At 65.6% G+C, this 22,341-nt stretch carries 12 protein-coding genes and 3 rRNA genes; 13 read left to right on the top strand and 2 right to left on the bottom strand.

Annotation, left to right across the window (positions count from 1 at the left end):
* Positions 1–74 precede the first annotated feature (74 nt).
* The 5 genes from J4N02_RS12350 (at position 75) to rplL (ending at position 6,855) form a co-directional block, all read left to right on the top strand.
* A 16S ribosomal RNA gene (locus J4N02_RS12350) occupies positions 75–1,591 on the top strand.
* Between the two features lie 384 nt (positions 1,592–1,975).
* Positions 1,976–5,080, top strand: a 23S ribosomal RNA gene (locus J4N02_RS12345).
* Positions 5,081–5,210: 130 nt separating this feature from the next.
* Positions 5,211–5,327, top strand: a 5S ribosomal RNA gene (gene rrf, locus J4N02_RS12340).
* The 16S, 23S and 5S rRNA genes sit together here, the layout of an rRNA operon.
* 462 nt (positions 5,328–5,789) lie before the next feature.
* Entirely contained in the window at positions 5,790–6,440 is a 651-nt protein-coding gene (gene rplJ / locus J4N02_RS12335; protein ID WP_188333160.1) for a 50S ribosomal protein L10, read from the top strand.
* Between the two features lie 19 nt (positions 6,441–6,459).
* Positions 6,460–6,855: a 50S ribosomal protein L7/L12 gene (rplL, locus tag J4N02_RS12330; protein ID WP_188333159.1), complete on the top strand. Its 396-nt coding sequence runs from the start codon at positions 6,460–6,462 to the stop codon at positions 6,853–6,855.
* 80 nt (positions 6,856–6,935) lie between these two features.
* Here rplL and J4N02_RS12325 read toward each other — a convergent pair whose 3' ends face one another.
* The gene (locus J4N02_RS12325; RefSeq protein ID WP_188333158.1) at positions 6,936–7,691 is read right to left on the bottom strand and encodes a glycosyltransferase family 2 protein; all 756 of its coding nucleotides are present in this window, start codon (positions 7,689–7,691) and stop codon (positions 6,936–6,938) included.
* Positions 7,692–7,998: 307 nt separating this feature from the next.
* Between J4N02_RS12325 and rpoB the strand changes: the two genes are divergently transcribed.
* The 8 genes from rpoB (at position 7,999) to J4N02_RS12285 (ending at position 21,420) form a co-directional block, all read left to right on the top strand.
* Positions 7,999–11,472 (top strand): DNA-directed RNA polymerase subunit beta, encoded by a 3,474-nt coding sequence (rpoB, locus tag J4N02_RS12320; protein WP_188333157.1) that lies wholly within the window; start codon positions 7,999–8,001, stop codon positions 11,470–11,472.
* 164 nt (positions 11,473–11,636) lie between these two features.
* Entirely contained in the window at positions 11,637–15,518 is a 3,882-nt protein-coding gene (locus J4N02_RS12315; RefSeq protein WP_188333156.1) for a DNA-directed RNA polymerase subunit beta', read from the top strand.
* A gap of 416 nt (positions 15,519–15,934) precedes the next feature.
* A complete protein-coding gene (rpsL, locus tag J4N02_RS12310; protein ID WP_182816686.1) occupies positions 15,935–16,306 on the top strand; it encodes a 30S ribosomal protein S12 in 372 nt (123 codons plus the stop codon).
* Complete coding sequence (gene rpsG, locus J4N02_RS12305; RefSeq protein ID WP_188333155.1) at positions 16,306–16,776, top strand: 30S ribosomal protein S7; 471 nt, start codon at positions 16,306–16,308, stop codon at positions 16,774–16,776. Before rpsL ends, rpsG begins: the two co-directional genes overlap by 1 nt.
* 95 nt (positions 16,777–16,871) lie before the next feature.
* Positions 16,872–18,989 carry an elongation factor G gene (fusA, locus tag J4N02_RS12300; protein ID WP_182816682.1) on the top strand — a complete coding sequence of 706 codons (2,118 nt, stop codon included), beginning with the start codon at positions 16,872–16,874 and terminating at the stop codon, positions 18,987–18,989.
* 271 nt (positions 18,990–19,260) lie between these two features.
* A complete protein-coding gene (tuf, locus tag J4N02_RS12295; protein ID WP_182816680.1) occupies positions 19,261–20,454 on the top strand; it encodes an elongation factor Tu in 1,194 nt (397 codons plus the stop codon).
* Positions 20,455–20,659: 205 nt separating this feature from the next.
* A complete protein-coding gene (locus J4N02_RS12290) occupies positions 20,660–20,830 on the top strand; it encodes a hypothetical protein (protein ID WP_182816678.1) in 171 nt (56 codons plus the stop codon).
* 92 nt (positions 20,831–20,922) lie between these two features.
* Entirely contained in the window at positions 20,923–21,420 is a 498-nt protein-coding gene (locus J4N02_RS12285) for a flavin reductase family protein (RefSeq protein WP_188333154.1), read from the top strand.
* Here J4N02_RS12285 and J4N02_RS12280 read toward each other — a convergent pair whose 3' ends face one another.
* On the bottom strand, positions 21,421–22,329 hold the full coding sequence (locus tag J4N02_RS12280; RefSeq protein ID WP_188333153.1) for an SDR family NAD(P)-dependent oxidoreductase: 909 nt from the start codon (positions 22,327–22,329) through the stop codon (positions 21,421–21,423).
* Between the last annotated feature and the right edge of the window lie 12 nt (positions 22,330–22,341).

The raw sequence follows: 22,341 nt of genomic DNA, 5'->3' as shown, positions 1-22,341 counted from the left end.
CCCACTTGTGGTGGGTGGTTTCTTTGAGATGAGTATGAACTAACCTATTTGGTTGGGGTTTGCTTTCTATTTTTTCGATGGAGAGTTTGATCCTGGCTCAGGACGAACGCTGGCGGCGTGCTTAACACATGCAAGTCGAACGGATCACCTTTGCTTCGGTTTTGGTGGTTAGTGGCGAACGGGTGAGTAACACGTGAGCAACCTGCCCTTCACTGGGGGATAACTGTGGGAAACTTCAGCTAATACCGCATGTACACCTTCTATCGCATGGTGGTTGGTGGAAAGTTTTTTCGGTGGGGGATGGGCTCGCGGCCTATCAGCTTGTTGGTGGGGTAATGGCCTACCAAGGCTTTGACGGGTAGCCGGCCTGAGAGGGCGACCGGCCACACTGGGACTGAGATACGGCCCAGACTCCTACGGGAGGCAGCAGTGGGGAATATTGCACAATGGACGGAAGTCTGATGCAGCAACGCCGCGTGCGGGATGACGGCCTTCGGGTTGTAAACCGCTTTCACCAGGGGCGAATTTGACGGTACCTGGAGAAGAAGCACCGGCTAACTACGTGCCAGCAGCCGCGGTGATACGTAGGGTGCGAGCGTTGTCCGGATTTATTGGGCGTAAAGAGCTCGTAGGTGGTTTGTTGCGTCGGGAGTGAAAACACGCAGCTTAACTGTGTGCTTGCTTTCGATACGGGCAGACTTGAGGGATGTAGGGGAGAACGGAATTCCTGGTGGAGCGGTGGAATGCGCAGATATCAGGAGGAACACCGGTGGCGAAGGCGGTTCTCTGGACATTTCCTGACGCTGAGGAGCGAAAGCGTGGGGAGCAAACAGGCTTAGATACCCTGGTAGTCCACGCCGTAAACGGTGGGCACTAGGTGTGGGGGACTTCCACGTTCTCCGTGCCGTAGCTAACGCATTAAGTGCCCCGCCTGGGGAGTACGGCCGCAAGGCTAAAACTCAAAGGAATTGACGGGGGCCCGCACAAGCGGCGGAGCATGCGGATTAATTCGATGCAACGCGAAGAACCTTACCTGGGTTTGACATGCACCAGACGACAGCAGAGATGTTGTTTCCTTCGGGCTGGTGTGCAGGTGGTGCATGGCTGTCGTCAGCTCGTGTCGTGAGATGTTGGGTTAAGTCCCGCAACGAGCGCAACCCTCGTCCTATGTTGCCAGCGGGTTATGCCGGGAACTCATGGGAGACTGCCGGGGTCAACTCGGAGGAAGGTGGGGATGACGTCAAGTCATCATGCCCCTTATGTCCAGGGCTTCACGCATGCTACAATGGCTGGTACAAAGTGTTGCGATCCTGTGAGGGTGAGCGAATCACGTAAAGCCAGTCTCAGTTCGGATTGGGGTCTGCAACTCGACCCCATGAAGTCGGAGTCGCTAGTAATCGCAGATCAGCATTGCTGCGGTGAATACGTTCCCGGGCCTTGTACACACCGCCCGTCAAGTCATGAAAGTCGGTAACACCCGAAGCCGGTGGCCCAACCCTTGTGGGGGGAGCCGTCGAAGGTGGGATCGGTAATTAGGACTAAGTCGTAACAAGGTAGCCGTACCGGAAGGTGCGGCTGGATCACCTCCTTTCTAGGGAGCCCTCGTGCCTACCGGCGTCACTGCTGGGGGTCTGCTGCTTTCACGGCCGTTCGTGTCGTGGGTGGTTGGGGTGACTGATGTGGATGGTATTGGCCGAGTTCCTGGTTGGGACTCATGCTTCGTGTCTAGTACTGCCTCCTCCCTTGTGGGGTTGGTGTGGAACGGGTGGGGTGTGGGTGCTGGTGGGGGCGGTGGCACGTTGTTGGGTTCTGGGGCTTCCGCCACGATGGTGGTGGGGTCGCAACACGATGACGCCAGGCGGTGCGCGCTCCTGTGGGGGTGTGTGTTGGTTGGTGTTTGTTTGTTGTTTGAGAATTGTATAGTGGACGCGAGCATCTTTTGTAGTTTATTTTGTTGTTGATCGTTTTGATTTGGTGACAAGCTACTAAGGGCGATCGGTGGATGCCTTGGCATCAAGAGCCGATGAAGGACGTTGTAACCTGCGATAAGCCATGGGGAGCTGGTAAACGAGCTTTGATCCGTGGATCTCCGAATAGGGAAACCTCGAATGTCCGGAGTTGTGTCCGGCGACCTCATCCTGAATGTATAGGGGTGTTGGAGGGAACGTGGGGAAGTGAAACATCTCAGTACCCACAGGAAGAGAAAACAATTGTGATTCCGTGAGTAGTGGCGAGCGAAAGCGGAACAGGCCAAACCTGGTGTGTGTGATAGCTGGCAGGCGTTGCATGCTGGGGGTTGTGGGGCCGACCTGGGAGAGCTGCTGGTCTCCCGGCGAGTGATAAAGGGAATGCGAAGCTGAACAGCCTGGGATGGTTGGCCAGAGTGCGTGATAGCCGTGTAGGCGTATGTGTTCCCCTCGTGGTCGTTACCCCAAGTAGCACGGAACCCCTGAAATTCTGTGTGAATCTGGCGGGACCACCCGTCAAGCCTAAATACTCCTTGATGACCGATAGCGGACAAGTACCGTGAGGGAAAGGTGAAAAGTACCCCGGGAGGGGAGTGAAATAGTACCTGAAACCGGTCGCCTACAATCCGTCGGAGCCCTGCAATGGGGTGACGGCGTGCCTTTTGAAGAATGAGCCTGCGAGTCAGTGCTCGGTGGCGAGGTTAACCCGTGTGGGGGAGCCGTAGCGAAAGCGAGTCCGAATAGGGCGTTTGAGTCGCCGGGTCTGGACCCGAAGCGAAGTGATCTATCCATGGCCAGGGTGAAGCGACGGTAAGACGTCGTGGAGGCCCGAACCCACTTGGGTTGAAAACCGAGGGGATGAGCTGTGGATAGGGGTGAAAGGCCAATCAAACTTCGTGATAGCTGGTTCTCCCCGAAATGCATTTAGGTGCAGCGTCGCCTGTTTCTTGCCGGAGGTAGAGCACTGGATGGTCTAGGGGGCCCACAAGCTTACCGAAATCAGCCAAACTCCGAATGCCGGTAAGTGAAGGGCGGCAGTGAGACTGTGGGGGATAAGCTTCATAGTCGAGAGGGAAACAGCCCAGATCATCAGCTAAGGCCCCTAAGGGACTGCTAAGTGGAAAAGGATGTGGAGTTGCGAAGACAACCAGGAGGTTGGCTTGGAAGCAGCCATCCTTGAAAGAGTGCGTAATAGCTCACTGGTCAAGTGATTCTGCGCCGACAATGTAGCGGGGCTCAAGCAGTCCGCCGAAGCTGTGGCATTCACACGTGTACCTGACGTGAGTCCAGGTGTGTGGGTGGGTAGGGGAGCGTCGTGTGTGTGGTGAAGCATCAGGGTGACCGGGTGTGGAGTGCACACGAGTGAGAATGCAGGCATGAGTAGCGAATGACGGGTGGGAAACCCGTCCGCCGAATATCCAAGGGTTCCAGGGTCAAGCTAATCTGCCCTGGGTAAGTCGGGACCTAAGGCGAGGCCGACAGGCGTAGTCGATGGACAACCAGTTGATATTCTGGTACCGGCGAAGCAACGCCCGTGCCGAGGCCGGTGATACTAAGCACGCGAGGCCACTCGTACATCCTTCGGGGTGTTGGGTGGTTGAGTCTGTGACCTGATCCGGTAGTAGGCAAGCTGCGGAGGGACGCAGGAAGGTAGCCCATCCCACGCGATGGTTGTCGTGGGCTAAGCGCGTAGGCCGGCACGTAGGCAAATCCGCGTGCTGTTCAGGCTGAGACGTGATGGCACTGCCACTTCGGTGGTGGTGTGGGTGATCCTATGCTGCCTAGAAAAGCTTCGTGAGCGAGTTGTGAGCCGCCCGTACCCCAAACCGACACAGGTGGATAGGTAGAGAATACCAAGGCGATCGAGAGAATCGTGGTGAAGGAACTCGGCAAAATACCCCCGTAACTTCGGGATAAGGGGGACCTGATCCGTCAACCCACTAGCTGGGGGCAGCGGTGAGGGTCGCAGAGACCAGGCCCAAGCGACTGTTTACTAAAAACACAGGTCCGTGCGAAGTTGAAAGACGATGTATACGGACTGACTCCTGCCCGGTGCTGGAAGGTTAAGGGGAACTGTTAGCGCAAGCGAAGCGGTGAACTTAAGCCCCAGTAAACGGCGGTGGTAACTATAACCATCCTAAGGTAGCGAAATTCCTTGTCGGGTAAGTTCCGACCTGCACGAATGGAGTAACGATTTGGGCGCTGTCTCCACCACGAACTCGGCGAAATTGCACTACGAGTAAAGATGCTCGTTACGCGCAGCAGGACGGAAAGACCCCGGGACCTTTACTATAGTTTGGTATTGGTGATCGGTACGACTTGTGTAGGATAGGTGGGAGACTGTGAAGCCGCCACGCCAGTGGGGGTGGAGTCATCGTTGAAATACCACTCTGGTCGTTCTGGTTATCTAACCTCGGACCCTGATCGGGTCCAGGGACAGTGCCTGATGGGTAGTTTGACTGGGGCGGTCGCCTCCCAAAAGGTAACGGAGGCGCCCAAAGGTTCCCTCAGCCTGGTTGGCAATCAGGTGTCGAGTGTAAGTGCACAAGGGAGCTTGACTGCGAGACAGACATGTCGAGCAGGGACGAAAGTCGGGACTAGTGATCTGACGGTGGCGTGTGGAAGCGCCGTCACTCAACGGATAAAAGGTACCCCGGGGATAACAGGCTGATCTTGCCCGAGCGTCCATAGCGACGGCATGGTTTGGCACCTCGATGTCGGCTCGTCGCATCCTGGGGCTGGAGTCGGTCCCAAGGGTTGGGCTGTTCGCCCATTAAAGCGGCACGCGAGCTGGGTTTAGAACGTCGTGAGACAGTTCGGTCCCTATCCGCTGCGCGCGTTAGAGTCTTGAGAAGGGCTGTCCTTAGTACGAGAGGACCGGGACGGACCAACCTCTGGTGTGCCAGTTGTCCTGCCAAGGGCACGGCTGGTTGGCTACGTTGGGAAATGATAACCGCTGAAAGCATCTAAGCGGGAAGCACGCTTCAAGATGAGGACTCTCACCACCATTGAGTGGGTAAGGCCCCCTACAGACCATGGGGTTGATAGGCCAGACGTGGAAGCACAGCAATGTGTGGAGCTGACTGGTACTAATAGGCCGAGGGCTTGTCACACCACCAAACAAGACAAGCAACCACAAGATGACTATTTGAGCTCTGCTCGCGTCCACTGTACGATATCCCAAACAACAAACATTGGGATCATCCCCCACACCCCAGGTGTGGGACGACAACACAAGAATGTTTCGGTGGCCATTGCGCAAGGGAAACGCCCGGTCCCATTCCGAACCCGGAAGCTAAGCCTTGCAGCGCCGATGGTACTGCACCCGAGGGGGTGTGGGAGAGTAGGACACCGCCGAACACACCCCCCAAAAAGGGGGTGACCCAAGAAGGGCCCACACCACCAGGTGCGGGCTCTTCTCTATTTCCGGCGAGAAATGAATCCCTAGGACAGCTGGTTGCCGGCTCATCAGTGCCTGGACGTCCGGCGGACGCAGCCATGCACGTGGATGGCGTTGACTCTCTCCGCGGCGTCCTGCGGTGCGCAACCCAGTCAGGAGGATGGTTTCGACCGCCTTACTCCATGACGATCGCGTCCCAGCGGCCGCGCGGGGGCCGAGCCGGCCGCCGATTTCGCGATCGGGACCAGAGCCGGTAGAGTTATCCCCTGAAGCCGAAGACCGCTGGTGTCTCGCCCTCGGGTGAGTGCAAATCCCGCGCAGGTGTCACGATCGAATCGCTGTTCACAGCGTTTGCCCCGTGCGCTTGCGCCCGGGGTTTTTCCATGTCTTGGGCCTGACTACAAGAAGTGGGAAGGAGACCCATGGCGAGGCCGGACAAGGCAGCCGCGGTCGAGGAGCTGAAGGAAGCCTTCAGCGCGTCGAACGCCACTGTGCTGACCGAGTACCGCGGTCTCACCGTCAAGAGCATCAAGGCCCTGCGCCGCGCTCTCGGTGAGGACGCCACGTACGCCGTCGCGAAGAACACTCTGACCCAGATCGCTGCCAAGGAAGCCGGAATTGAGGGGCTCGACGAGCAGCTCACCGGCCCGACGGCGATCGCCTTCATCAACGGTGACGTTGCCACCGTTGCGAAGGGTCTGCGCGACTTCGCGAAGGACAACCCGCTTCTGGTCATCAAGGGTGGTGTCATGGACGGTCGCGTCCTCGACGCCAACGCGGTCAAGAAGCTCGCCGACCTTGAGTCGCGCGAGGTCCTCCTGGCCAAGCTCGCGGGGGCCATGCAGGCCAACCTGAGCAAGGCCGTCTACCTCATCGCCGCCCCGCTCTCCCAGGCCGCTCGCGTCCTGGGCGCGCTGGAGGCTGCGGCGGGGGAGAACCCGTCCCTCATCGGTGGCGCCGGCCAGGCCGCTCCCGCCGAAGACCAGAAGCCCGACACCGCCGAGGCTGCCTCGGCACCCGAGGCAGCGCCCGCTGCCGAGGCAGACGACACCGCGGCCGAGTCCGCGGAGTAATGGAAAGGAAGCCACAGACATGGCGAAGCTCACCAACGACGAGCTCCTTGAGGCCTTCAAGGAGATGACCCTGATCGAGCTCTCCGAGTTCGTGAAGCAGTTCGAGGACGCCTTCGGCGTCACCGCGGCCGCCCCCGTGGCCGTCGCCGCCGCTGCCCCGGCCGGTGCCGGTGGTGGCGAGGCCGCCGCCGAGGAGGAGGAGGCCTCCGAGGTCGACGTCATCCTCGAGTCGGCCGGCGACAAGAAGATCCAGGTCATCAAGGAGGTGCGAGCCCTCACGTCCCTCGGTCTCAAGGAGGCCAAGGACCTGGTCGAGGCCGCCCCGAAGCCGATCCTGGAGAAGGTCGCCCGCGACGCGGCCGCCAAGGCCAAGGAGCAGCTCGAGGCTGCCGGCGCCACCGTCACCATCAAGTGACCCCGTGCGTCGATCCTCGATCGACGCGCCACGCAGGGCCCGTGGGATTCGTCCCGCGGGCCCTGTGCCATGCCCGGGGTTCACGGCCGCGGTGGCCGCCCCGCACCGATGCGCCGCCCGGCCAGCGCCACGAACGCCAGCAGGGCCGCGAAGCCGGCCAGGGACGACCCTGCGACCCGGGCCAGGGGCACGTAGATCCGCAGGGAATCCTGCAGGGGCCGGAAGTGCGAGGACTCGTTCTCGTCGAGGTAGACGGTCGCGATCGGGATCTCCACCACGCGCACACCCGCCCGCCGCGCCTGGAGCAGCAGGTTGAACTCGTACTCGAAGCGTTCGCCCTCGACCTCCTGGAGCCAGGGCAGCAGGTCGGCGGCGAAGCCGCGAAGCCCGGTCTGGGTGTCGTGCACCGGCGTCCCCGTCACCGCCCGGAAGACCCAGCGGGAGATCGCGTTGCCGACCTTGCTGCTCAGTGGGACGTCCCCGGTGAACCGGCGCCCACCCAGCACCATGGTCCGTGGTCGGACGCGCTCCGCCACCCGGGCGATGTCCACCGGGGTGTGCTGACCGTCGCAGTCGGCCGTCGCGACCGGGGACCCGGGTGCGTGCTCGGCGGCCCAGGCGAACCCCAGCTTCAGCGCCGCGCCCTTGCCCCGGTTCTCCGGTTGCGTCAGCACCTGCGCCCCGGCGGCCGCGGCGTCGGAGAAGAAGGCCTCGTGGGCGGGACCCGAGCCGTCGTCGACCACCAGGACCCGGGCCTCGGGCAGGTGCTGGCGCAGGTCCTCGACGAGCCGGACGAGACGGTCGTCGGGCTCGAAGGCGGGCACGAGCACGAGCATGGCGGCCACTGTACGCGGCCTGACAAGGGCTGATGGTGGACGCCGCGGGCCCGGCCCGGCGTCCACCCGACACGGCCTCGCCGATGGTCGTCCGGAGGCCCGGGTTTGGCTATGCTGTGCGCGTCCACCTCGGACGGCAAGGGTGCCGCTCGGAGGGTGGGACGGCTGCGCGCCCCCAACTTGCGTGGCTTGCTCCGGCGGGCTAGTATCAGGCTTTGCCCCATTTGACGACCCGTGGCGAGTTGACGCGGGGCGTTTTGCATGCAAAGAACCTTCAGCCGGGTTTCTTTTTGGAAGGACCATACCCTTGGCCGTCTCGCGCACTGCGTCGAAGAACACCAACGTCGTTTCCAGCAGTGGCCGGATCTCGTTCGCGAAGATCCATGAGCCCATGGAAGTCCCGAACCTCCTCGACCTGCAGGTCGACTCCTTCGACTGGCTCGTCGGCAACGACGTGTGGCGCCAGCGGGTGGCCGACGCGCTCGAGCAGGGACGGACCGACATCAACACGAAGTCCGGTCTGGAGGAGATCTTCGAGGAGATCTCCCCGATCGAGGACCTGTCCGAGACGATGTCGCTGAGCTTCCGCGACCACCGTTTCGAGGACCCGAAGTACACCGTGGAGGAGTGCAAGGACCGCGACGTCACCTACTCGGCGCCGCTGTTCGTCACCGCCGAGTTCGTGAACAACGAGACCGGTGAGATCAAGAGCCAGACCGTGTTCATGGGCGACTTCCCGCTCATGACCGACAAGGGCACCTTCGTCATCAACGGCACCGAGCGCGTCGTCGTCTCGCAGTTGGTCCGCAGCCCGGGTGTCTACTTCGAGCAGACCCCCGACAAGACGTCCGACAAGGACATCTTCACCTGCAAGATCATCCCCAGCCGTGGTGCGTGGCTCGAGTTCGAGGTGGACAAGCGCGACATGGTCGGCGTCCGTGTCGACCGCAAGCGCAAGCAGAACGTCACCGTGCTGCTCAAGGCCCTGGGCTGGACGAACGAGCAGATCCTGGAGGAGTTCGGCGACTACGAGTCGATGCGCCTGACCCTCGAGAAGGACAACACGGCCAACACCGACGAGGCCCTGCTCGACATCTACCGCAAGCTGCGCCCGGGCGAGCCGCCGACGCGCGAGGCGGCGCAGGCGATGCTCGACAACTACTACTTCAACGGCAAGCGCTACGACCTTGCCAAGGTCGGTCGCTACAAGATCAACAAGAAGCTCGGCCTGGAGCTGCCGTTCGACCAGCAGGTGCTGACGATGGAGGACATCGTCTCGGCCATCCGCTACGTCGTGGCGCTGCACGAGGGCAAGGAGACGCTGGGTGACGAGCCGGTCGAGACCGACGACATCGACCACTTCGGCAACCGCCGCCTCCGCACGGTGGGCGAGCTGATCCAGAACCAGCTCCGCATCGGTCTGGGCCGCCTCGAGCGCACCGTCCGCGACCGCATGACGACGCAGGACATCGAGGCGATCACGCCGCAGACGCTGATCAACATCCGTCCCGTCGTGGCGGCGCTGAAGGAGTTCTTCGGCACCTCGCAGCTGTCGCAGTTCATGGACCAGAACAACCCGCTGGCCGGCCTGACGCACAAGCGTCGCCTCAACGCCCTGGGCCCCGGTGGTCTGTCCCGTGACCGCGCGGGCATGGAGGTCCGTGACGTCCACCCCTCGCACTACGGTCGCATGTGCCCCATCGAGACCCCTGAGGGCCCGAACATCGGCCTCATCGGGTCGCTGGCGTCCTTCGCCCGGGTCAACGCCTTCGGGTTCATCGAGACCCCGTACCGCAAGGTCGAGAACGGCCGGGTCACCGACCAGATCGACTACCTGACCGCCGACGAGGAGGACCGCTACATCGTCGCCCAGGCCAACGCCCTGATCGACGCGGACGGCCGGTTCATCGAGGACCGCGTCCTGGTCCGCGTGAAGCACGGTGACGCCGACGAGGTCCCGGCCGAGGACGTGCACTACATGGACGTCTCGCCGCGCCAGATGGTGTCGGTGGCCACCGCGCTGATCCCGTTCCTCGAGCACGACGACGCGTCGCGTGCCCTGATGGGCGCGAACATGCAGCGCCAGGCCGTCCCGCTGCTCCGCAACGAGGCCCCCTACGTGGGCACCGGCATGGAGTACCGCGGTGCGGTCGACGCCGGCGAGGTCACCGTGGCCAACAAGGCCGGTGTGGTCACCGCCGTGTCCGGCGACATCATCGACGTGATGAACGACGACGGCACGCAGACCAGCTACCGGTTGAGCAAGTTCGTCCGCTCGAACCAGACCACCTGCATCAACCAGCGCCCGCTGGTCACCGACGGTGACCGCGTCGAGGTCGGCACCCCGCTGGCCGACGGTGCCTGCACCGACAACGGCGAGATGGCACTGGGCCGCAACCTGCTGGTCGCGTTCATGCCGTGGGAGGGCCACAACTACGAGGACGCCATCATCCTGAGCCAGCGCATGGTCCAGGACGACATCCTCACCTCGATCCACATCGAGGAGCACGAGATCGACGCCCGCGACACCAAGCTGGGTCCGGAGGAGATCACGCGCGACATCCCCAACGTGGGTGACGACATGCTGGCCGACCTCGACGAGCGCGGCATCGTCCGCATCGGCGCCGAGGTGGGCACCGGCGACATCCTCGTCGGCAAGGTGACCCCCAAGGGCGAGACCGAGCTGACCCCCGAGGAGCGCCTGCTGCGCGCCATCTTCGGCGAGAAGGCCCGCGAGGTCCGCGACACCTCGATGAAGGTGCCGCACGGCGAGACCGGTACGGTCATCGGCGTCCGCGTCTTCGACCGCGACGAGGGCGACGAGCTGCCCCCGGGCGTGAACCAGCTGGTCCGCGTCTACGTCGCGCAGAAGCGCAAGATCTCCGACGGCGACAAGCTCGCCGGACGCCACGGCAACAAGGGCGTGATCTCGAAGATCCTGCCCGTCGAGGACATGCCGTTCCTCGAGGACGGGACGCCGGTCGACATCGTGCTCAACCCGCTGGGTGTGCCGAGCCGTATGAACGTCGGCCAGGTCCTGGAGACGCACCTGGGCTGGATCGCGCACTCCGGCTGGGACATCGAGGGCGTCGACGAGCCCTGGGCCAAGCGCCTCAAGGACGTCGGCCTCTCCCGGGTCGAGCCGCAGACCAACGTGGCGACCCCGGTGTTTGACGGCGCCAACGAGCGTGAGATCGCCGGCCTGCTCGAGCACGGCCTGCCGCAGCGCGACGGGCTCCGCCTCGTCGACGCCGGTGGCAAGGCGCAGCTGTTCGACGGCCGCTCCGGCGAGCCCTACCCCGAGCGCGTGGGTGTCGGCTACATCTACATGCTGAAGCTGCACCACCTCGTGGACGACAAGATCCACGCGCGCTCCACGGGCCCGTACTCGATGATCACGCAGCAGCCGCTGGGTGGTAAGGCGCAGTTCGGTGGCCAGCGCTTCGGTGAGATGGAGGTGTGGGCGATGGAGGCCTACGGCGCCGCCTGGGCGCTGCAGGAGCTCCTCACCATCAAGTCCGACGACGTCCCCGGCCGCGTGAAGGTCTACGAGGCGATCGTCAAGGGCGAGAACATCCCCGAGCCCGGCATCCCCGAGTCGTTCAAGGTGCTCGTGAAGGAGATGAAGTCCCTCTGCCTGAACGTGGAGGTGCTCAGCTCCGACGGCACGGTCGTCGAGCTCAAGGACTCCGAGGACGACTACCACCGCGCCGACGAGTTCGGGATCGACCTGAGCCGTCGCCCGGGTGCCGACTCGTTCGCCGACATCGAAGAGGTCTGACCGACCCGACCAAGCGGACGCCGCGGGTGCACCCACGGCGTCCGCCCACCCCGCAGGGATCGCACCCTGCACCCCCCGCGCGAGGCGCCTCGGGCGGGACCGTCCGGACCAGCGGCCACTGGTCTGAACAGAAAATCCCCCGGTAGGGGAGAGAAGGAAGAAACGTGCTGGACGTCAACTTCTACGACGAGCTGCGCATCGGGCTGGCCACGGCGGACCAGATCCGCGAGTGGAGCCACGGCGAGGTCAAGAAGCCCGAGACGATCAACTACCGCACCCTCAAGCCCGAGCGTGACGGCCTCTTCTGCGAGAAGATCTTCGGCCCCACCCGTGACTGGGAGTGCTACTGCGGCAAGTACAAGCGCGTGCGCTTCAAGGGCATCATCTGCGAGCGCTGTGGCGTCGAGGTCACCCGCTCGAACGTGCGCCGCGAGCGCATGGGCCACATCGAGCTGGCCGCGCCGGTCACCCACATCTGGTACTTCAAGGGTGTCCCGAGCCGCTTGGGCTACCTGCTCGACGTCGCGCCGAAGGACCTGGAGAAGGTCATCTACTTCGCCGCGTACATGATCACCTCGGTCGACGAGGACGCCCGCCACCGCGACCTGACCTCCCTCGAGGGCAAGGTCGAGGTCGAGCGCAAGCAGATCGCGAACCGCCGCGACGCCGACATCGAGGCGCGCATGCAGAAGATCGAGGAGGACGTCGCGTCCCTGGAGGCCGAGGGTGCCAAGGCCGACCAGAAGAAGCGCGTCCGCGACGTGGGCGAGCGCGAGGTCAAGATGGTGCGCGACCGCGCCCAGCGCGAACTCGACCGCCTCGACGCCGTCTGGGCCCGGTTCAAGGGCCTGAAGGTCCAGGACCTCGAGGGCGACGAGATCCTGTACCGCGAGATGAAGAGCCGCTTCGGCAAATACTTCGAGGGCTTCATGGGGGCCGAGGCGATCAAGCGTCGCCTCGCCGACTTCGACCTCGAGGGCGAGGCCGAGCGCCTCCGCGAGATCATCCAGACCGGCAAGGGCCAGCGCAAGACCCGTGCGCTGAAGCGCCTGAAGGTCGTGTCGGCGTTCCTGACCACCACCAACAGCCCCACGGGCATGGTGCTGGACGCCGTCCCGGTCATCCCGCCGGACCTGCGCCCGATGGTGCAGCTCGACGGTGGCCGCTTCGCGACCTCCGACCTCAACGACCTGTACCGCCGCGTCATCAACCGCAACAACCGCCTCAAGCGCCTCCTCGACCTGGGTGCGCCCGAGATCATCGTGAACAACGAGAAGCGGATGCTGCAGGAGGCCGTCGACTCGCTGTTCGACAACGGACGCCGTGGGCGTCCGGTCACCGGACCCGGCAACCGCCCGCTGAAGTCCATCTCGGACATGCTGAAGGGCAAGCAGGGCCGGTTCCGCCAGAACCTGCTGGGCAAGCGCGTCGACTACTCGGGCCGTTCGGTCATCGTCGTCGGTCCGCAGCTCAAGCTGCACCAGTGCGGCCTGCCGAAGAACATGGCGCTGGAGCTGTTCAAGCCCTTCGTCATGAAGCGCCTGGACGACCTGAACCTGGCCCAGAACATCAAGTCGGCCAAGCGCATGGTCGAGCGCCAGCGCCCCGTGGTGTGGGACGTCCTCGAAGAGGTCATCCAGGAGCACCCGGTGCTGCTGAACCGTGCACCCACGCTGCACCGCCTCGGAATCCAGGCGTTCGAGCCCCAGCTGATCGAGGGCAAGGCCATCCAGCTGCACCCGCTCGTCTGCACCGCCTTCAACGCCGACTTCGACGGTGACCAGATGGCCGTGCACCTGCCGCTGTCCGCCGAGGCCCAGGCCGAGGCGCGCATCCTGATGCTGTCGACCAACAACATCCTGAAGCCGGCCGACGGCCGCCCGGTCACCCTGCCCACGCAGGACATGATCATCGGCCACTACTTCCTGACCTCGGTCCGCGAGGGCCAGCCGGGTGAGGGCCGCACGTTCGTCAGCAAGGACGAGGCCTACATGGCCTTCGACCGGGGCGAGATCAAGATCAACTCGCTGATCAACATCCGTATCGTCGGCCTCGAGCCGCCGGTGGGGGTCGAGGCCCGCGAGGACGGCTCGTACATGCTCGAGACCACGCTGGGTCGCGCGCTGTTCAACGAGGCCCTGCCGGCCGACTACCCGTACGTGAACTCCACGGTGGGCAAGAAGCAGCTGGGCCAGATCGTCAACGACATGGCCGAGCGCTACCAGAAGGTGGACGTGGCCCGCACGCTCGACCGCCTCAAGGACATCGGCTTCCGCTGGGCGACCCGCTCGGGCGTCACCGTGTCGATCTCCGACATCCAGACCCCGGCGTCCAAGCCGGAGATCTTGGCGTCCTACGACGCGCGGGCGACGAAGATCACCCGCCAGTTCGAGCGCGGCAAGGTCACGGAGGAGGAGCGCCAGCAGGAGCTCGTCCAGCTGTGGACCGACGCCACCGCCGAGCTGACCGCGGCGATGGAGGAGAACTTCACCACCGACAACCCGATCTTCATGATGGTGAACTCCGGCGCCCGAGGGAACATGACCCAGATGCGCCAGATCGCCGCCATGCGTGGCCTGGTGGCCAACCCGAAGGGCGAGATCATCGCCCGGCCGATCAAGTCGAACTTCCGTGAGGGCCTCTCCGTCCTGGAGTACTTCATCTCGACGCACGGTGGCCGCAAGGGCCAGGCGGACACGGCGCTCCGCACGGCCGACTCGGGTTACCTGACCCGTCGTCTGGTCGACGTGTCCCAGGACGTCATCATCCGCGAGGAGGACTGTGGCACCGAGCGCGGCCTGACCAAGGCCATCGTCGCGACCGCTCGCGGCGGCCGCACGGGCCCGGCGTACAACGTGGAGACCTCGGTCTACGCGCGGACGCTGGCCTCCGACGTGACCGACGCCAAGGGCGAGGTCCTGCTCTCCGCGGGCGTCGACCTGGGTGACGTCGAGATCACCCGCCTCATCGAGGCGGGCATCACCGAGGTCAAGGTGCGCTCCGTGCTGACCTGCCAGTCGGCCCTGGGCACCTGCGCCATGTGCTACGGCCGTTCGCTGGCCTCCGGCAAGCTGGTCGACGTGGGCGAGGCCGTCGGTATCGTCGCCGCCCAGTCCATCGGTGAGCCCGGCACCCAGCTGACGATGCGCACCTTCCACACCGGTGGTGTGGCCGGTGACGACATCACGCAGGGCCTGCCGCGTGTCGGTGAGCTCTTCGAGGCCCGGACGCCCAAGGGCAAGGCCCCGATCGCCGAGGCCGCCGGCCGCGTCCGCATCGAGGACGGGGACCGCACGCGCAAGCTGGTCATCGTCCGCGACGACGGCGAGGAGGACCTGGAGTACCCGCTGCCGCGCCGCGTGCGCCTGGAGTGGGAGGACGCGTCGATGGTGAAGCACTCCATCGGCGACGGCGACCACGTCGAGGCCGGCCAGCAGCTGTGGGCGGGCACGCTCGACCCGCAGGACATCCTGCGCGTCAACGGACTCCGCCGGGTGCAGGAGCACCTCGTGGCCGAGGTCCAGGCGGTGTACGCGACGCAGGGCGCGCCGATCCACGACAAGCACATCGAGATCATCATCCGCCAGATGCTGCGCCGGGTGACGGTCATCGAGTCGGGCGACACGGCCATCCTCCCGGGTGACCTGGTCGACCGGAGCCTGTTCGAGTCCGAGAACCGCAAGGCGCTCACCGAGGGTCGCACCCCGGCGCAGGGCCGCCCGGTCCTCATGGGCATCACCAAGGCGTCGCTGGCCACCGAGAGCTGGCTGTCGGCGGCGTCCTTCCAGGAGACGACCAAGGTCCTGACCGACGCGGCCATCCAGGCCAAGTCGGACTCCCTGGTCGGCCTCAAGGAGAACGTCATCCTGGGCAAGCTGATCCCGGCCGGTACCGGTCTCGACCGCTACCGCAACATCCGGGTGGAGCCGACCGCCGAGGCCCGCGCCGCGGCGTACGACCTCAGCTACGACCCGTACGACTACGACATCGCCGGCACCGCGCCGGTCATGCCGAGCGACGACTTCGACCTGGGTGACTTCAGCTGACCTGATTCGAGGTCGAGGGGGGCCCCGCGCACGCAGGTGTGCGGGGCCCCCTCGCGTCCGGGCCGGGGGAGTGCGGGCCGGGCCCGCGGCGTCCGGTTGCTCCTCGAATTGGGCGCTGGGCCGCGGCAGGGTAGGGTGGGTCCCAACGTTCTTCGGCTAGTCATGGCCAGGGGCCCCGGGTCGCTCTTTTGACCCGCCCCATGGTCTACCACTAGTCTTTGTCGTTGTGTTCGGGCAACCGAACCATCCGTGCACGCCGCGGCGCCCCCATCTGGAGTGGCCGGCGGGCACGAACCCCACGAGGATCCTCGGGACTCGCGAAGAGCCCTGTTGCGCTCGCGCCAGGTTCCCCGTGCGCCACGCTTTGGTGCCCCTGACGGGGGACCAGAACAACTCGAACGAAGGAATACCAGCCGGTGCCCACAATCCAGCAGCTGGTCCGCAAGGGCCGCACTGACAAGAAGTCGTCCAGCAACACCCCCGCGCTCAAGGGCTCGCCCCAGCGCCGTGGCGTGTGCACGCGTGTGTACACCACGACCCCGAAGAAGCCGAACTCGGCCCTTCGCAAGGTCGCTCGTGTGCGCCTGTCCTCGGGCATCGAGGTCACCGCGTACATCCCCGGTGTGGGCCACAACCTGCAGGAGCACTCGATGGTGCTCGTGCGCGGCGGCCGTGTGAAGGACCTCCCGGGTGTCCGGTACAAGATCGTCCGCGGTTCCCTCGACACCCAGGGTGTCAAGAACCGCAAGCAGGCCCGCAGCCGCTACGGCGCGAAGAAGGAGAAGTAATGCCTCGCAAGGGTCCGGCCCCCAAGCGGCCGATTGTCGTCGACCCGGTCTACGGTTCGCCGCTGGTCTCCCAGCTCGTGAGCAAGATCCTGCTCCAGGGCAAGAAGACCACCGCCCAGAACATCGTCTACGGCGCTCTCGAGGGGACGCGGGCCAAGACCGGCGTTGACCCCGTGCAGACCCTCAAGAAGGCCCTGGACAACATCCGCCCCGCGGTCGAGGTCAAGTCCCGCCGCGTCGGTGGTGCCACCTACCAGGTCCCGGTCGAGGTGAAGCCCGCCCGCGCGACCACGCTCGCGATGCGCTGGCTCGTCAGCTACTCGCGCCAGCGTCGCGAGAAGACCATGACCGAGCGCCTCATGAACGAGCTGCTGGACGCGAGCAACGGTCTGGGTGCCAGCGTGAAGAAGCGCGAGGACACCCACAAGATGGCCGAGGCGAACCGCGCCTTCGCGCACTACCGCTGGTGATCTCTTGAAGCTCTCTCCCGCCTCCGGGCGGGAGGGAGCTTCATGCCTGTCCCGAGTCGAACACGAACAACACGTAACAAGAGGGGAAACCACCCGTGGCCATTGACATCAAGACCAACCTGGCCAAGGTCCGCAACATCGGCATCATGGCCCACATCGACGCGGGCAAGACCACCACGACCGAGCGCATCCTGTACTACACCGGCATCAACTACAAGATCGGTGAGACCCACGAGGGCTCGGCGACGATGGACTGGATGGAGCAGGAGCAGGAGCGCGGCATCACCATCACGTCCGCCGCGACGACGTGCTTCTGGCACGACCACCAGATCAACATCATCGACACCCCCGGCCACGTCGACTTCACGGTCGAGGTCGAGCGCTCGCTGCGCGTCCTCGACGGTGCCGTCACCGTGTTCGACGGTGTGGCCGGCGTGGAGCCGCAGAGCCAGACCGTGTGGCGCCAGGCCAACAAGTACGGCGTCCCGCGCATCTGCTACGTCAACAAGCTCGACCGCACCGGCGCCTCGTTCGACTTCGTCGTCAAGACGATCCGCGAGCGCCTGAACGCGACCGCCGCCGTCATCCAGCTGCCCGTCGGCTCGGAGGCCAACTTCCAGGGCGTCATCGACCTGGTCGGCATGCGCGCCCTCATGTGGCGCGGCGAGACCAAGATCGGTGAGGACTACACCGTCGAGGAGATCCCGGCCGACATGGTCGACCGCGCCCAGGAGGCCCGCGAGGAGCTCATCCAGGTGCTGGCCGACAACGACGACGACTTCGCCGAGACCTGGCTGCTGGCCGAGGACTCGGGCGAGGAGATCGACGTCCCGACGATCAAGGCGGCCATCCGCCGCGGCGTCCTGGCCTCGAAGTTCACCGCGGTCGTCTGCGGCACGTCCTTCAAGAACAAGGGCGTGCAGCCGATGCTGGACGCGGTCATCGACTACCTGCCCTCGCCGCTGGACATCCCCGCCATCGACGGCTTCAAGCCCGGTGACGAGACCGTCAAGCTCGAGCGCCAGCCCAGCAACGAGGAGCCGCTGTCGCTGCTCGCGTTCAAGATCGCCGCGGACCCGCACCTGGGTCGCCTCACCTACGTGCGCATCTACTCCGGCACCCTCAAGTCGGGCATGCAGGTGCTCAACGCCACGAAGGGCAAGAAGGAGCGGATCGGCAAGATCTACCAGATGCACGCCAACAAGCGTGAGGAGATCGACGAGATCGGCGCCGGCATGATCTGCGCGGTCATGGGCCTGAAGGACACCACCACCGGTGAGACCCTCTGCGACCCGGCCGCCCCGATCATCCTCGAGTCGATGGAGTTCCCGAACCCCGTCATCGAGCAGGCGATCGAGCCGAAGACCAAGTCCGACCAGGAGAAGCTCTCCATGGCCATCCAGCGCCTCGCGGAGGAGGACCCGACCTTCCGGGTCCACACCGACGAGGAGACCGGCCAGACCATCATCGCCGGCATGGGCGAGCTGCACCTCGAGGTGCTGATCGACCGCATGCGCCGCGAGTTCAAGGTCGAGGCCAACATCGGCAAGCCGCAGGTGGCCTACCGCGAGACCCTCCGCCGCCCGGTGGAGAAGGTCGAGTACACCCACAAGAAGCAGTCGGGTGGTTCGGGCCAGTACGGCAAGGTCATCATCTCGCTGGAGCCGCAGGAGGCCGGCGCGGGCTACGAGTTCGTCAACGCCGTCACCGGGGGCCGCATCCCGCGCGAGTACATCCCCGCGGTCGACCAGGGCATCCAGGAGGCCATGGCCTTCGGTCCGCTGGGCGGCTACCCGGTCGAGGACATCAAGGTGACGCTGCTCGACGGCGCCTACCACGACGTCGACTCCTCCGAGCTCGCCTTCAAGATCGCCGGTTCGATGGTCTTCAAGGAGGCCGCCCGCAAGGCCGACCCGGCCCTGCTCGAGCCGCTGATGGCCGTCGAGGTCACCACCCCCGACGACTACCTCGGCACCGTGATCGGTGACCTCAACTCCCGCCGTGGCGCCGTCCAGGGCATGGAGGAGGCCCACGGCAACCAGATCGTCCGCGCCCTGGTGCCGCTGTCGGAGATGTTCGGCTACGTCGGTGACCTGCGCTCGAAGACCTCGGGCCAAGCCTCCTACGCCATGGAGTTCCACTCCTACGGCGAGACCCCGAAGTCGGTGGCCGACGAGATCATCGAGAAGGGCCGCGGCGGCAGCAACGAGTGACGCTCGTCCCGCGCCTGACTCATCGTGGGCCCCGCAACCGGTTGGTTGCGGGGCCCACGGCGTCCTGTCTAGGGGTGATGGACGCCGCGGGTGCGGCCGGCCGCCCACTTGCGCCGCGGGTTTTGACCTGACGCGCGCGAACGATAGGATTGCGAAGGTTGTCGCGTGAGCACCATGCCCACGCGGCCGTCCCAAGTACTTGCCTCGCAACCGGCGAGGTGAAAAGCACGCCCCGCAGACAGCGTGGCGGAAGATCCCAGGAGGAGCCCCAGTGGCAAAGGCCAAGTTTGAGCGGACCAAGCCGCACTGCAACATCGGCACCATCGGGCACGTCGACCACGGCAAGACCACGCTCACGGCGGCGATTACGAAGGTGCTCCACGACCGTTACCCCGAGCTGAACGCTGTGTCGGCCTTCGACCAGATCGACAAGGCTCCGGAGGAGCGCCAGCGCGGTATCACGATCTCGATCTCGCACGTCGAGTACCAGACCGAGAAGCGCCACTACGCGCACGTCGACTGCCCCGGTCACGCTGACTACGTCAAGAACATGATCACCGGTGCCGCCCAGATGGACGGCGCGATCCTCGTGGTCGCGGCGACCGACGGCCCGATGGCCCAGACCCGCGAGCACATCCTGCTGGCCCGCCAGGTCGGCGTCCCCGCGATCGTCGTCGCCCTCAACAAGTGCGACATGGTCGACGACGAGGAGCTCATCGAGCTCGTCGAGATGGAGATGCGCGAGCTGCTGTCGGCCCAGGAGTTCGACGGCGACAACCTGCCCATCGTCCGCGTCGCCGCCTTCCCGGCGATGAACGGTGACGAGAAGTGGGCCGACTCGATCGTCGAGCTCATGGACGCTGTGGACGAGTACATCCCGCAGCCGGAGCGCGACACCGACAAGCCCTTCCTGATGCCCGTCGAGGACGTCTTCACGATCACCGGTCGTGGCACCGTCGTCACCGGTCGTATCGAGCGCGGCATCGTCCGCACCGGTGAGACCGTCGACATCATCGGCATCCGCGAGACCAAGCAGACCTCGACCATCACCGGTGTCGAGATGTTCCGCAAGATCCTCGACGAGGGTCGCGCGGGCGAGAACGTCGGCCTGCTGCTCCGCGGCACCAAGAAGGACGACGTCGAGCGCGGCATGGTCGTCTGCAAGCCGGGTTCGGTCACCCCGCACACCGACTTCGAGGCCCAGGTCTACGTGCTGAACAAGGAGGAGGGTGGCCGTCACAAGCCGTTCTTCTCGAACTACAGCCCGCAGTTCTACTTCCGCACCACCGACGTGACCGGTGTCGTTCAGCTGCCCGAGGGCACCGAGATGGTCATGCCTGGTGACAACACCTCCATGACCGTCCACCTGAACAAGCCGATCGCCATGGAGGAGGCGCTGAAGTTCGCCATCCGCGAGGGCGGCCGCACCGTCGGCGCCGGCAACGTGACCAAGATCCTCAAGTGATCTAGGCCGCGTCAGGCTCAACAGGCCCGCATCCCCGACAAGGGGGTGCGGGCCTGTTACCGTCTTGTTGCACACCCCCGGGGGGTATCGACTTGTTGTGCTACGAGAGGTAGTAGTACAGTTTTCACCGGTCCGAGGCTCAAGGAGTTGAGCCGCCCGAGACACCGCCAAGGCCGACGAGCTCACCAAGCAGCGCACCTCGGTCATGAACGGCTCGTTCCTCCGTGCGTCGCTGTTCACCTCCGTCCTGTCCTACGGCGTCTGCCTCTTCGCCATCGGCGTCGGCCTCACGCTGATCATCCTGGGCTGGGCCCTCAACAAGGTCAGCAGCCAGACTGTCCCGGTCGTGGCTGGCAACGGGGCGACCCGCGCCTGACCCAGGCACTGCCTGACTCGCACCCGCAGGGGGCACCGGATCTCTCCGGTGCCCCCTTCGGCATGCCGGGGCGTTCCGGTTAGGGTGGCCCGGTGACCATCCACTCCTCGCACCCGTTCGCGACCCCTCCCGAGCAGCGGGACGCCGCGCGTCGGCTCCGCGGCCGCCTGGTGGCGCCGGTGACGCTGTGGGCGAGCGGGACGGGACCGGCGAGGGTCGGGCTCACGGTCAGCTCGGTGCTGGTCGCGCTCGGCGAGCCCGCCCGGATGCTGGGGCTGGTCGACCCCGACTCCGACCTCGCCCTGGGGCTGGGGGAGACCTTCGCCGTCACGCTGCTCGCGGAGGGCGACCACGGCCTGGCCGAGGCGTTCGCGGGGTTGGCGCCGGCGCCGGGCGGGCTGTTCCGCCTCGCCGCGTTCGACGACACGGCGTGGGGGCCGGTGCTGGCCGGCCGGTCGTGGGTCGGCGTCCGGCTGGAGTCGACGCGCGAGCTCGGCTGGTCGACCGAGGTGGTCGGCGTCCTGGAGCACGTCGAGCTCACCGAACAGGCGCCGCTGGTCCACCAGCAGGGGCGTTACCGCGGCCTGTAGTCAGCGCCAGTCGGTGGGGACGCCCGCGTGCTCGCACAGGGCCGTCCACCAGGCCTCGCGCAGCCCCGGGTCGGCGAGGGCCCGCGGCGGACGGGCCGCGCCCACCGGTCCGGCCAGCATGCCGGTGGGGCCCAGGTAGCCGCTGCCGCCACCCAGCGCGGAGAGCCCGACGGCCGCGGCGATGATCGCCTGGGCGCCGTCGGCGGGGGACTGGCCCACCCGGGCCCGGCGGCTCAGGTCGACCGTCGCGGTCATGAGCCGCCCGGTGCCGAGGATCTTCGTGAACGTCCACCCGGGGTGCGCCGCCATCGCGGCCGCCCCGGCGCGCCCGGGCAGCTCCCGGGCGATCATGAGGCAGGCCAGCTTGCTGCGCGCGTACGCGCGGGCCGGCGTCCAGCCGCGCTCGAGGCAGACGTCGGACGCCGAAGGGTCGGCCCGGTGCGCCAACAGGGAGCCGACCGTGGTCACCCGCCCGCCCGCGGCGCGCAGGGCCGGCAGGAGTCCGTGGGTGAGGCGCAGGTGGCCCAGCGCGTTGGTGGCCATGGTGCGCTCGTGGCCGTCCGCTGTCTGGTGGCGCACACGGCCGCCGTTGCGACCGGCGTTGAGGACGAGCATGTCGAGCCCGCGGGTGCCCCAGGCGGCGACGGCTCCGTCGACCGAGGCGAAGCGGGAGGTGTCGAGGTCGAGCACCTCCACCCGGCCCGCCCCGGCACCGGGACCCAGCGCCGCGCGGACCACGCCCGCGGCGTCCGCACCCCGCTGGGCGTCGCGCGCGGTGAGCGTGACGTGCGCGCCCGCCCGGGCCAGCGCGGTGGCGGTCTCGAGGCCGAGGCCGGAGGTCCCGCCGGTGACGAGGGCGGTGCGCCCGGTCAGGTCGGGCAGGGCGAGCGGCGGCAGGCGGTCGGTCACGGGTGAACGATA

The sequence above is a fragment of the Propioniciclava sp. MC1595 genome (genome assembly GCF_017569205.1).
Classification (GTDB): Bacteria; Actinomycetota; Actinomycetes; order Propionibacteriales; family Propionibacteriaceae; genus Propioniciclava.
This window is presented reverse-complemented; position numbering and strand designations above follow the sequence as displayed.